The organism is Mesorhizobium sp. WSM4989 (assembly GCF_029625795.1).
In the GTDB taxonomy this organism is placed as follows: Bacteria; Pseudomonadota; Alphaproteobacteria; order Rhizobiales; family Rhizobiaceae; genus Mesorhizobium.
Genome location: NZ_JARTVN010000002.1, coordinates 1,715,418 through 1,727,978, shown reverse-complemented (window position 1 = coordinate 1,727,978; position 12,561 = coordinate 1,715,418). Strand labels below are relative to the sequence as shown.

The window sequence follows — 12,561 nt, the reverse complement described above, 5'->3', positions numbered from 1 at the left end:
AAATGAGGGGTCCGGCGAAAAGAGGAGCGAACGACATGAAGCGAATGCTACTTTCTGTCTTCGGTATCCTGGCCCTGGCCATTGCCACGCTCACGCCGGCATTCGCCCAGTCCAAGGGTACCGTCTACTACCTGGTGCCGACCTTGCTCGACGAATTCCAGACCGGCTCGGTGAGCGCGCTGGAACTGTTTCTGAAACAGGTCGGCTACGAGATGAAGACGCTGAACGCCGACAACAAAACCGACGCTCAGCAATCGCAGATGAACGACGTGATTGCGCTTAAGCCGAAGGCGATCATCCTCGCCGCGGTCGATTTCAATGCGTTGAAGCCATCCGTTGAAGCCGCCCGCGCGGCCGGCATCCCTGTGGTCGAGTTCGACCGCCAAATCACCGCCACGCCGTCCGACTTCACATCGGTCGCCGGCACGGTCGAGATCGGCCACATTGCGGCGGAGCAGGCCGAAGCGCTGCTGAAGGCCAAGCATGGCTCGGTCAAGGGCAAGATCCTGCAGGTGCTCGGCGATCCCGGCGATCCCTACACGCTCGACATCCAGAAGGGTTTCGAGGAGAAGATGAAGGCGTTTCCGGACGTCAAGATCATCTCGCTGCCCGCCATGCAGTGGGAGGCGAGCAACGCCGGCACCATCGTCGCCGACCAGATCTTGGCCAATCCCGACATCGACCTGATCTTCAGCCACGCTGCGCATCTTTCGGTCGCGGGCGTTGCCTCGCTGGAGGCCGCCGGTAAGAAGCCGGGCGATGTGATGATGATGAGCTCGAACGGCGCGCCGGTCGGCCTCGACCTGATCCGCAAGGGTTGGCTCAACGTCGAAGTCGAACAGCCGCTCTACGCCCAGGCCGCGGCCGTCGCCATGTTCATGGACAAGGTCGTCAACAAGCAGGAGATCAAGCCCGGCGAATATGACGTGCTCGGCCTGAAGTCGGTGGTGACCAAGGAAGCCTGGGGCCCGAACATCAAGATCCCAGGCGCGGCGATAACCAAGGAGAATGTCGACAACCCCGCTTTCTGGGGCAACCTGAAGCCGCCGACGGATACCGTTAAGCCCGTCGAGTAGGCCTTTTCCATCGAGCTCCGGGCCTCCCGGCCCGGAGCCTCGCGGGCCCGCCCCGCGGCAGCCGCATATTCAAATTCGACGCTAACCGGATCGGCCGATGAGCCCACGCACCCGCCACAGTCTCGAGCTTGTGCTCGACAATCTCGTCTGGTTCATGCTGGTCTTCGTGCTGGCCGTGTTCTCGACCCTCATTCCGAACTTCTTCCAGCTCGGCATCTTCGCCAACATCGTCGAGGCTTCGAGCGTGCTGGGCGTCATGTCGATCGGCCTGGCGCTGGTCATCATTGCCGGTCACATGGACCTGTCGGTTGAATCGGTCGCGGCGCTCAGCGCCATGGCGGTCGGCATCATGTTCTGCTCGTCAGGCATCGGCCTCGGCCTGCAGTTGCATCCGGACTGGCTGATGGTGCCGGTCTCGCTCGCCGTAGCCCTGGCGGTGGGAGCCCTTATCGGCGTCATCAACGGTTTCCTCATCGTCAGACTGCGGATGAGCGCCTTCATCATCACGCTTGCCTCCTATATCTGGGTGCGCGGCCTCGTGCTTGTCGTTTCCGGCGGACGCTCGGCGCAGGATTTGGCGCCGGCCATCCGCTGGTTCGGTATCCAGCGGCTCGCCGGCCTGCCGCTCACCGCCTGGATCGCTGTCGGCTGCTTCGTCGTCTTCTCGCTGATTCTCGCCAAGACGCCGTTCGGCCGGCATCTGGTGATGATCGGTGGCAACGAGACCGCGACCTTCCGTGCCGGCATCCGCGTCAACCGCAACCTGATCATCGCCTTCGTCCTTGCCGGCGCCATCGCCGGCCTCGCCGGCTGGCTGCTCGCCATCCGCACCTCCGGCGCCACCGCCAATCTCGGCGTCGGCCTGCTCTTCAACGCCTTCGCCGCTGTGGTCATTGGCGGCGTCAGCCTGAAAGGCGGCGTCGGCACCCTGCCCGGCGTCTATGCCGGCGTGCTGCTCCTCTCGGCCATCAACACCGCCATCAACCTCATGGCCCTGCCGGCCAACTTCACCCAGGTCATCCACGGCTTGCTGGTGCTGGCGGCCGTGCTTCTCGACGCCTTCAAGCAAACCATTCGCCAAAGGCTCGCATGACAGGACGGCTCGCATGACCGGACGCATCGAAGGCAAGGTGGCGGTGATCGTCGGGGCCGCGCGTGGCATCGGCAGGGGCATAGCCCAGCGGTTCGCCGAGGAGGGCGCCAGCCTTGTGCTGGCCGACAGTGAAGCCGAAGCCGGGAAGGCGAGCGCCGACGAACTGGGTGCGTCCTTCATCAGCACCGACATTTCGAAGACGGCTGACGCCGAAGCGGTGGTGGCATTGGCGCTGCAGCGTCACGGCCGGCTCGACATCATCGTCCAGAACGCCGGCATCTATCCCTGGCAACTGATCGAGAACACCAGCCCGGAGGACTGGGACCGGGTCATGGCGGTCAATCTGCGCGGCAGCTTCAACGCCGCCCGGGCAGCGCTTCCACCGATGAAGGCTCAGGGCAGCGGTCGCATGCTCTTCACCTCTTCCATCACCGGCCCGCAGGTGAGCAGCCCCGGCCACGGCCATTATTCGGCAAGCAAGGCCGGCATCAACGGCTTCATCCGCGCGGCGGCGCTGGAGTTTTCCGGCTATGGCATCACCGTCAACGGCGTCGAGCCTGGCAACATCCTGACCGAAGGCATGAAGCTTCACCGCGATGCCGCCTTCATCAAGAGCATGGAGGACGCCGTGCCGCTCGGACGTCTCGGCACGCCGCGCGACGTCGCCAACGCCTTCCTGTTCCTGGCCTCCGACGACGCCAGCTACATCACCGGCACGACGATCGTCGTCGATGGCGGCCAGCTCCTGCCCGAAGGCCAGGATTTCCGCCTGACGCCGCGGTGAGTCTTGATTGTGCCGGGAAACTGGTGGGCGATGACGGGCTCGAACCGCCGACATCTTCGGTGTAAACGAAGCGCTCTACCAACTGAGCTAATCGCCCGCTCCGGGCCGGACCTTTAAGCAGTTACAGCTCTATTCGCAAGGCCCAATGAACAGCCGGCGCACCCGCTATCAGACGGATTTTGCCAATGCCGGCGCACTTGTCAAAAAACCTTCTGCTGATTGCTGTTATGCTCACGTGCGGCGCTTGACACCCGCAAACGAACCCCTTATCCAGCGCCCCAACGACGAACACGCCTGACACGTGCTCGTCAGTGCGCGGGTGTAGCTCAGTCGGTTAGAGTGCCGGCCTGTCACGCCGGAGGTCGCGGGTTCGAGCCCCGTCACTCGCGCCAGTCTTTTCAAGGGTTTAGGCCCTGCTCTTCAAAAGCTTGAACTTTCATTTTCCGGAGAGTTTCAACTTTTTGTATTCGCTGCGGCCAACATTCGCGATCCACCGCGTCTGAATTGGCGACTACGGGAGCCGCTCGTCAGGCGCCTGTGCTCCACCTTCCCCAGAACTGCCTCAAGAAAGGTTGGCTGCCGGTGGGCCATAGCTGACGCAGCGTTTTCAGGATTCTCCCCTTGCCTACTTTCCCGTTCTCCGAAGCAGATCCGATTCAATTTCCCGGCCCCCTACCTAAAAGCGCTGACGTGGTGATTATCGGTGGCGGCGTTATCGGCGTCACGACAGCGCTTTTTCTTGCGCGGCGCAACATCTCGGTGACGCTGTTGGAAAAGGGACGCATCGCTGCCGAACAGTCCTCCCGCAATTGGGGATGGATCCGCAAACAGGGACGCGATGCGGACGAACTGCCGATCGTGATCGAGGCGTCGCGTCATTGGCGGCAGCTGGCCGAGGAATGCGGCGAAGACATCGGCTTGAAGCAGACCGGCGTGACTTACCTGGCAAGCTCCGACCGCGAAATGGCCCGCTTCGAAAAATTCATGACGATCGCTGCCGTCCATGAAATCGACACGCGCCTGCTGAACGCACGCGAAACCACCGGTCTCATCAAAGGCATGTCGCGCAGTTTCAAGGGCGCGATGACAACGCCTTCCGACATGCGAGCGGAGCCTTGGCTGGCCGTGCCGGCACTCGCCCGGCTTGCCGCCCGCAAGGGGATCAAGCTTGTGGAGAATTGCGCGGCGCGAGCCCTGGAAATCTCGGCCGGGAGGATCAGGGGAGTGTGGACAGAGGCGGGTCACATCGAGACGTCGAGCGTTCTGCTCGCCGGCGGTGCGTGGTCTTCCCTGTTCCTGAGAAGACATGGCGTTTCCATTCCCCAGCTCAGTGTAAGGTCGACCGTCGCGGCAACCGAGGCGATGCCTGAAGTCTATGCAGGAGCCGCGGCAGGAGAGCATATCGCTTTCAGACGCCGACAGGATGGCGGATACACGCTCGCTGCCGGAGGCAGTCATTTGCTTCACCTTGGCCCGGACGCATTCCGGCATGCGAAGAAATACCTTCCCGCGCTTATGGCCAATCCTTTCGGCTCACGCTATTCGCCGGCCGCGCCGGCGGGCTACCCGGATGGCTGGTCGACGCCGCGTCACTGGGCGCCGGATTCGCAAAGTCCTTTCGAAAGAATGCGGGTGCTAAATCCGGCTCCCGAACGTTCTGGTCTGCGTTCCATCGAGCGCAATTTCAGGCGCCTGTTCCCACAGCTCGACGCGGTGCGCCTAAAGGCAAGCTGGGCTGGCATGATCGACGCGATGCCGGACGTCGTTCCCATTGTGGACAAAGTGCAGGCGATCGTTGGCCTCGTTGTCGCGACGGGCATGAGCGGCCACGGCTTCGGTATCGGACCGGGAATCGGCCGGGTCGTCGCCGACATGATCCAGGGAAACCAGATCGGGCACGATCTCACCCGCTTTCGCCTGTCGCGCTTTTCTGACGGAAGCGCCATTCGGCCGGGCCCGGCCCTCTAGAGCAGTCACCGACCGGCCAGCCTGCAGTGAGCAGCAAAATTCTTCAGCTGCGCTTCGGCGCCCCTGTTCACTCGCCCAATATCACACCGGAGGCGACAATCTGCGCGGTTCGGGCGGTGAGCTTCTCGCGCTTTACAAGCGTGGGCTTTTTATAGGGGTTTTTCATCTCACCGTTCCGGGAAACCAGGCTGCCTGTGCTGGTCAAGACGGTGAACGCGCTGGCACTGCTTGCGTTCCGCAGGCGCGTTTGGCGGGTTGAGCCAGCCTTGGCCGGCCCCGGTCATCAAGCCATGGCACGTAATCGCAACGGCTTTACGTTTCCGAAAACCCAGGTCTTGAAAGCCTTGTCGGCTCGAACTGCTGCCCGGTCGCGCAGTTCCACGAGAAGGGCGGGACGGTTTGGTCGTCGCCAAGGGTTTACGGTCTGCACTCGCTCGGGAGGGTGAGCCCTCTAGTGTGGACGCGCTCGCTGCACCGGTGGCGCCGCATTTGCCGATATAAAGTCAGCTCCAGTGCCTTGCGATCCCCGCTTGTAGATGAGCCGCATGACCAGTCCGGCATATCCAATCTGGAGAATGATCATTGCAAGCATAGCGCAGCCGAGCGCCTTCCAGGCGGAGCCGGTTTGCAACCCGACCCAGATTGCGACGGTGAACGACGTCGCGAACATGCCCACCAGAAATTGCGGAAAATACATCGCCATTACCCTCGACCCTTAAAGCGCCGCCGCTCCATCGCGGAGCGGCGGGCCCCCCAAAATAGCCCCCCGGCTACCGAGGCACGGTCCACCCCGGCATTGCTGACAGTGCAATTGCGATGCCAGACACGGTGGCCCATTACGGGACACCTATGCCGTTGATGCAAGGCGTTGGCGCCGATTAATATTAACCGTGGCTAATATGCAACCCTGGGGGCCGTGAGAGACCAACTTCTGTGAGTTGTGGTCAAGCCGATGGCCGGCTAGCGCCGCTGAAACGCCACGCGAGATTTGGCGGCTTCAACCGCGCGCCAGCAGCGCCTCGACTTCCTGGAGCGTCGGCATCGAAGGCGCGGTACCCGGCCGGGTCACCGAAATGCCTGCGACGGCACAGGCGAAGCGCACCGCCTCCAGCGGCTCGACGCCCTTGGCAAGCGCTGCCGCCAGTCCGCCATTGAAGGCGTCGCCCGCCCCCGTGGTTTCGATTACAGGGCCGGCAGTGACGGCGCCGACGTGATCGGATCGCTCCCTGGTGTGCAGCAGCGCGCCCTTCTCGCCAAGCGTCACGATAACGGCGCCGACGCCCTTTGCCAGCAGGCTGTCGGCGGCGCGGCGGGCATCGTCGACCGAAGAGACGGCGATGCCGGTCAGCCCCTCGGCCTCGGACTCGTTGGGTGTGACGTAGTCGCAAAGCGCGTAGATGCTGTCCGGCAGGGTGGCGGCCGGCGCCGGGTTAAGAATGGTAGTCACCCCTGCCCCGCGCGCGATTTGCAAAGCTTTCAGCGCCGCGTCAATCGGCTGCTCGAGCTGGGTGACAAAGACGCCCGCCGAGCGGATCAGGTCAGCATGCGCCTCGATGTCAGCGGACGAGATCAGCATCGCAGCACCCGGGCTGACGATGATGGCGTTGTTGCCGCTGCCCTCCTCGACAAAGATATAAGCCGCCCCGGTGTAGCTGTCCGGCGTGTCGATGACCGCGCTCTTGACGCCCGCATCCTTCCACGTCTGCTTGGCCATGTCGGCGAAGGCATCGATGCCGAGCCGGGTCAGGAAGGTGATGTCGGCGCCGAGTTTGCCGGCTGCGACCGCCTGGTTCGAGCCCTTGCCGCCGGGTCCGAGCTTGAACGAATTGCCGAGGATCGTCTCGCCCATGCGCGGCTGGCGGTCGGCGCGATAGGCGGTGTCGGCGACGAAGACACCCAGGATGACGACTGGCTTGCTGGCGGACATCTCCTTACTCCGCATCCGGCGGAATGACGCCCTTGCGGAAGGCAAAGCAGCCATAGAAGCGGCGCTCACCGGTCTGGATGACGCAATACGCCTTCTTCGCCCGCTCGTAGAAGGCGTAGCGCTCGATCGAGATCATCGGCCAGGGTTTGCCCTCGGCCGCGTCGATTTCCTGCTGCACCTCCTTCTGCACCGGCGGGATCTCGTTCGGCTTGCCGACGATCTCCATGCGCGCGGCCGCGTCGTTGACGAAGCTGTCCAGCGGATAGAGCGACAGCACCGCCTTCACCACTTCGGCCGCCGGCGCATCGATGCGCAGCAGCTTGCCGAGCACCGTCTGCTTGGCGACGGAGTCGGATGGGAAATTGGTGTCGGCGATGATCAGGTCGTCGCCGTGCCCCATCGCCCGCAGGGCCTGGAGCACGTCGGCGTTGAGCAGCGGATTGATCCCTTTGAGCATGGTTTCCTCGATGTGTGTTTGCGGTCAGAGACGCTTGCCGGTCCCTGCGTCGAAGAGATGGACATGGTCGAGCCGCGGCCTGAGCTTCAGCGTATCGCCAGGCTTGAAGTCGTGACGCTCGCGGAACAGCGCCACCATCTCGCCCTCGCCGAAGCGCACGAACACCAGCGTTTCCGAGCCGGTCGGCTCGACCACCGAAATCGTGGACGCCACACCGTCGGGATGGATCTCCAGATGCTCGGGACGGACGCCATAGACGACGGCCTGGCCGTCCGCCGCGGCGATGCTGGCAGGCATCGGAAAGGCCGAGCCTGCTATGTCGACCTCGGACCTTTCACCCTTCTTCACCGTGCCCTTGAGCAGGTTCATCGCCGGCGAGCCGATGAAGCCCGCGACGAACAGGTTGGCCGGCCGGTCGAACAGTTGCAGCGGCGCGCCGATCTGCTCGATGCGGCCGTCGCGCATCACCACGATCTTGTCGGCCATGGTCATGGCCTCGATCTGGTCGTGTGTGACGTAGATGGTGGTGGTCTTCAGCCGCTGATGCAGTTCCTTGATCTCGGTGCGCATCTGCACGCGCAGCTTGGCATCGAGGTTTGAGAGCGGCTCGTCGAACAGAAACACCTGCGGGTTGCGCACGATCGCGCGGCCCATGGCGACGCGCTGGCGCTGGCCGCCGGAAAGCTGGCGCGGATAGCGCTTGAGATAGGGATTGAGGTCGAGGATGTCGGCCGCACGCTTCACCCGCTCGGCGACGATGGCCGGATCGGTGCCGCGCAGCTTCAGCGCGAAAGCCATGTTCTGCTCCACCGTCTTGTGCGGATAGAGCGCGTAGTTCTGGAACACCATGGCGATGTCGCGCTTGGCCGGCGGCAGGTTGTTGACGATGCGGTCGCCGATCGAAATCGTTCCGCCGGAAACCGTTTCCAGCCCCGCCACCATCCGCAGCAGCGTGGACTTGCCGCAGCCCGAAGGGCCGACCAGGACGACGAATTGACCGTCGGCGATATCGACGCTGACCTCATGTAGAACCTTGACGGTTCCGAAAGCCTTGGCCACATTGGCGATCGCGACTTGAGCCATTGTCTCCCCTATCTTTTTCGGTGAAGCTAGCCATTGCCAACGGCAAGGGCAAGTCGGTATCTTATAGATAAAAAGCCAATCTTGTTGACAAGGTAATCGATTACGCGAATAGTGACGAGTGCCAATCCGAATGCCGGTCCTTGTCCCGAAAATCGGATCTCCAGGCGACGCAGGGTGGGGTCCCACGCTGCCCTATGGTATAGGAGAACCGCAGACGTTTCGACGTCGAGAGATTGGCAGAATCAATTCACGACTGAAGTTCTGGGAGGAACCTTGAGATGAGAGTCGATCTTTACGAAAAACTGGTGCGTGCCGGGGCGACCCGCCGCGATTTGCTGAAGGGCGCGGCCAGCATGGCGGCGCTCGCAGCGGCGTCCGGCACGGGGCTTGGCGCGCTGACCAGGCCGGCGGCTGCCGCCGACGACCTGCGCGCGAAAATCCTGCAGATACCCGGCGTCGGCAAAGGCCAGCCGACGGACGCCGACTTCCAGAAAGTCGGTGAGCTCTGCCTGGAAGCGACCAAGGCCAACGTCAAGCAAGGCGAGTTCGCCGGTGTCGAGCTCACCTTCATGGGCCTCAACAACCAGAACCTGCACAACGTGCTGTTCCGCGGCTTCCTGAAGCCGTGGGAGGCCTATACCGGCGCCAAGATCAGCTGGATCGACCTCGCCCAGGCCGACTACAACGCCCGTCTGCAACAGTCGATCGCGACCAAAACCGTCGACTTCGACATCATCGAGATGGGTGCGCCCTTCGAGGGCGACGTCTGCGGCAAGGGCCTCACCTCGGAGATGCCCGACTGGGTCAAGAAGCAGATCGACATGGACGATCTCGTCAACTACCTCAAGCCGCCGGTCGGCACCTGGGACGGCAAGCAGTATCGCGTGACCATCGACGGCGATACGCACAACTTCAACTACCGCACCGACGTATTCTCCGATCCCGACCTCGCGAAGGCCTGGAAGGAGAGCGGCGCGACGACCGAATGGGGCGTGCCCAAGACTTGGCAGGAAGTGCAGGCCGTCACCAAGTTCCTCAAGGGCAAGCAGTTCAAGGGCCAGGACGTCTATGGCTATCTCGACGCGCCCAAGCCCTGGGGCGGCTTCGGTTTCTACTTCCTCGGCAGCCGCGCCTCTGCCTATGCCAAGCACCCCGACGACAAGGCCTGGCTGTTCGATCCGGATACGATGAAGCCGCGCATCAACAACCCGGCTTGGGTGCGGGCCATCCAGGACGTCATCGACGCCCTGCCCTCGGAGCCGCCGGATCAGATCAACGCCGATCCGAACACCACCGGCTTCCAGCAGTTCCTGGCCGGCACTGGCTCGATGATCCCGTGGTGGGGCGATATCGGCTCCAACGTCAAGACCAACGACTCCTCGGTCATCGGCGACGTCACCGGCTTCTCGATCCTGCCGGGCTCGGACGACGTCTACAATTCGAAGACCGGCAAGTGGGACAAGCTGGCCAGCGGCCCGAACTATGCGCCGAACTGCGCCTATCTCGGCTGGGGCGTCTATGTCATGGCCCGCGTCGACAGCGACGAGAAGAAGAAGAAGGCGGCGTGGTCGGCGGCGGCCCATCTCGGCGGCAAGGATCTGTCGCTGTGGTGCGCGGCCTATCCTTCCGGCTTCCAGCCCTACCGCAACTCCCATTTCAACATTCCGGAATGGGTGGCGGCCGGCTATGACGAGGCCTTCATCACCTCCTATCTTAAGTCGGAGGGCGACTCCTACAACCATCCGAACGCCGCGATCGAGCCGCGCATCCCCGGCATCTTCCAGTATTACAGCGCCGCCGAGGACATCCTGGCCAACACCTTCGCCGGCAAGATGAAGGCGCAGGAAGGTGCGGATGCCATTGCCGCCGCCTGGGAGAAGCTGACCGACCAGATCGGCCGCGAGAACCAAATCAAGCTCTACAAAGCCTCGCTCGGCATGTAGGCTGTCCCATGAGAAGTCGCGGCCCGGCGACCTCGTCGCCGGGCCGCATGTTGACCGGCAATGGCCGGTCATTTGGACTTCCAGCAATTGCAGGAAAAGCGTGAAACGGTTTTCCTCCGGAATTGCATCAGAACAAAAGGTAGAGGCGAGAGGCGTGGCTGAGCAGACTTCGACCGCCAATGCATGGCCGGCTAACTCCGCGGCGGCCGATCTGATCCCGCCCGGCCGCAAGCGCCTCGGCTGGGCCCTGATGATCGCCGCGACGCTCGTGCTGCTGGCGACGATCGTCATGCAGATCCTTTACAAGACTGAGGTCGACACGATCGGCTTCTATACCTGGCGTCCGGTGGTCTACGCCTATATGCTGTGGGGCGTGGCGCTCGGCGCCTGGCAAGTGCTGACGCGCGGCGAGGACGGCCAGCGCGCGCTGTTCCTGCTGCCGGCGCTGCTCTTCACCGTCGCCATGGTGATCTTCCCGACGCTGTTCGGCTTCTATATCGCGCTGACCGACTGGAATCTCAGCTCCTTCGCTGGCCGCAGGTTCAACGGTCTCGACAATTTCTGGCAGATGCTGGCCGACCCCTACTACCGCAACGCGCTCTTCAACATGGTCCTCTATGTGCTGGCGGTGCTGGTCGAATATGTCATCGCCTTCGGACTGGCGCTGCTGCTCAACGCGCAGATCCGCGCCAGAAAATTCTTCCGTGTGGTCTTCCTGCTGCCGCTCATGCTGTCGCCGGTGGCGGTCTCCTGGATGGTTGGCAAGTCGCTGATGGAATACCGGTTCGGACCGGCATCGACGCTGGCGCGCCATCTCGGCTGGGACAATCCCGCCTTCTTCTCCGACCCGATCATTGCGCGCATCTCGATCATGGTGCTCGACGCCTGGACCTTCATTCCGTTCATGATGATCATGCTGCTCGCCGGCCTGCAGGCAATGTCGCGCGAGGTGATCGAGGCGGCGCGCGTCGACGGCGCGACGACATGGCAGACCTTCTGGCAGGTTACCTTCCCGCTGATGCTGCCCGTGTCCGTGACGGCGGTGATCCTGCGCATCATCTTCAAGCTGAAGCTCGCCGACATCATCATTACGGTGACGTCCGGCGGGCCCGGCGGCGCCACCGATTCCGTTTCGAGCTTCATCTACCGCGAATATCGCGACCGTTCGAATGTCGGCTACGGCACCATGCTCGCCATGGTCTATCTGATCATCATCGTCGTGTTTGTCACCTGGCTGCTGAAGCTCGCCAGTCGCTTCGTGCGCAACGTCAACTGAGCGTCCATATGAGCGTCCAGACCACCGAATATACCGTTTCCGAAATCCGCTCCCCGGCGGCCTTCCTCGCCAGCCGCGTCTTCATCTATGGCGCCCTGGTGTTCTGGTCCTTCGTCTGCCTGTTCCCGATCTATTGGACGATCACCACTTCGTTCAAGTCGGCGGTCGATGTCACGCAGGGGCACCTCATCCCCTTCGTCGACTTCCAGCCAGACTGGAAGGGCTGGCGCTCACTCGGCCTGTCGCCGGATTCGATCGTCCAGACCTCGACGGTGCGCGACGAGTTCCTGAAACGCTTCATGAACTCGGTCATTACCTCTGTCGGCGCGTCGAGCCTCGCCATCATTATCGGCAGCCTGGCCGCCTATGGCCTGACGCGTTACCGCTACAAGTTCGCCTGGTTCAAGAACGAGGACATCTCCTTCTTCTTCCTCTCGCAGCTGATCCTGCCGCCCGTGGTGCTGGCGCTGCCCTTCCTGGTGCTTTACCGCGAAGTGGCCCTGCTCGACACCCGCATCGGCCTTGTGCTCCTCTACACGCTGATGGTGCTGCCGATCGTCATCTGGATCATGCGCGACCAGTTCAACTCCATTCCCGTCGAGCTCGAGGAGGCGGCACTCGTCGACGGCCTGTCGATCTGGGGCGCCTTCTTCCGCATTGTCATGCCGATCGCGCTCCCCGGCATGGTCGCCGCCTTCATCCTGGCGATGGTGCTCTGCTGGAACGAATATTTCTTCGCCGCCCTTCTGACGTCGACGGATGCCAAGACCATCCCCGTGATGGTGGCGAGCCAGACCGGCTCGCAAGGTATCAACTGGTGGTCGATGGCAGCCCTGGCGACGGCAGCCATCACGCCGCTGGCGATCATCGGCATCGCGCTCGAACGCTATCTGATCATGGGCATGACGGCCGGTTCGGTGAAGTAGGCGCCGTGCCCTTCCCCCTTCTTGTGGG

Annotated in this window: 11 protein-coding genes and 2 tRNA genes; 8 read left to right on the top strand and 5 right to left on the bottom strand. The window is 62.9% G+C overall.

Annotated elements, in window-relative coordinates:
- Positions 1–35: 35 nt before the first annotated feature.
- From P9217_RS21050 to P9217_RS21040, 3 genes are all read left to right on the top strand, one after another.
- On the top strand, positions 36–1,076 hold the full coding sequence (locus P9217_RS21050; protein WP_066995049.1) for a sugar ABC transporter substrate-binding protein: 1,041 nt from the start codon (positions 36–38) through the stop codon (positions 1,074–1,076).
- Positions 1,077–1,173: 97 nt separating this feature from the next.
- Entirely contained in the window at positions 1,174–2,169 is a 996-nt protein-coding gene (locus tag P9217_RS21045) for an ABC transporter permease (protein ID WP_066995046.1), read from the top strand.
- A 13-nt stretch (positions 2,170–2,182) separates the two neighbouring features.
- Positions 2,183–2,953 (top strand): SDR family oxidoreductase, encoded by a 771-nt coding sequence (locus tag P9217_RS21040; RefSeq protein WP_095825241.1) that lies wholly within the window; start codon positions 2,183–2,185, stop codon positions 2,951–2,953.
- A 21-nt stretch (positions 2,954–2,974) separates the two neighbouring features.
- Here P9217_RS21040 and P9217_RS21035 read toward each other — a convergent pair.
- Positions 2,975–3,050, bottom strand: a tRNA-Val gene (locus P9217_RS21035).
- A gap of 218 nt (positions 3,051–3,268) precedes the next feature.
- Between P9217_RS21035 and P9217_RS21030 the strand changes: the two genes are divergently transcribed.
- Both P9217_RS21030 and P9217_RS21025 read left to right on the top strand, forming a co-directional pair.
- A tRNA-Asp gene (locus P9217_RS21030) sits at positions 3,269–3,345 on the top strand.
- Positions 3,346–3,574: 229 nt separating this feature from the next.
- The gene (locus tag P9217_RS21025; RefSeq protein ID WP_278087448.1) at positions 3,575–4,921 is read left to right on the top strand and encodes an FAD-binding oxidoreductase; all 1,347 of its coding nucleotides are present in this window, start codon (positions 3,575–3,577) and stop codon (positions 4,919–4,921) included.
- A 451-nt stretch (positions 4,922–5,372) separates the two neighbouring features.
- Here P9217_RS21025 and P9217_RS21020 read toward each other — a convergent pair whose 3' ends face one another.
- From P9217_RS21020 to ugpC, 4 genes are all read right to left on the bottom strand, one after another.
- Complete coding sequence (locus P9217_RS21020; protein WP_245322422.1) at positions 5,373–5,624, bottom strand: hypothetical protein; 252 nt, start codon at positions 5,622–5,624, stop codon at positions 5,373–5,375.
- 294 nt (positions 5,625–5,918) lie between these two features.
- Positions 5,919–6,848, bottom strand: coding sequence for a ribokinase (gene rbsK / locus P9217_RS21015; RefSeq protein WP_067328238.1), 930 nt, complete (start codon positions 6,846–6,848; stop codon positions 5,919–5,921).
- Between the two features lie 4 nt (positions 6,849–6,852).
- Positions 6,853–7,305 carry an RbsD/FucU family protein gene (locus P9217_RS21010; RefSeq protein ID WP_066998829.1) on the bottom strand — a complete coding sequence of 151 codons (453 nt, stop codon included), beginning with the start codon at positions 7,303–7,305 and terminating at the stop codon, positions 6,853–6,855.
- A 24-nt stretch (positions 7,306–7,329) separates the two neighbouring features.
- Entirely contained in the window at positions 7,330–8,388 is a 1,059-nt protein-coding gene (gene ugpC / locus P9217_RS21005) for a sn-glycerol-3-phosphate ABC transporter ATP-binding protein UgpC (protein ID WP_067328236.1), read from the bottom strand.
- Between the two features lie 278 nt (positions 8,389–8,666).
- On the opposite strand from ugpC, the gene P9217_RS21000 reads away from it, so the two are divergent.
- From P9217_RS21000 to P9217_RS20990, 3 genes are all read left to right on the top strand, one after another.
- A complete protein-coding gene (locus P9217_RS21000; protein ID WP_067328234.1) occupies positions 8,667–10,331 on the top strand; it encodes a sugar ABC transporter substrate-binding protein in 1,665 nt (554 codons plus the stop codon).
- A gap of 154 nt (positions 10,332–10,485) precedes the next feature.
- The gene (locus P9217_RS20995; RefSeq protein WP_278087447.1) at positions 10,486–11,607 is read left to right on the top strand and encodes a sugar ABC transporter permease; all 1,122 of its coding nucleotides are present in this window, start codon (positions 10,486–10,488) and stop codon (positions 11,605–11,607) included.
- An 8-nt stretch (positions 11,608–11,615) separates the two neighbouring features.
- Positions 11,616–12,533 (top strand): carbohydrate ABC transporter permease, encoded by a 918-nt coding sequence (locus P9217_RS20990; RefSeq protein WP_067328232.1) that lies wholly within the window; start codon positions 11,616–11,618, stop codon positions 12,531–12,533.
- The last annotated feature ends 28 nt before the right edge of the window (positions 12,534–12,561 follow it).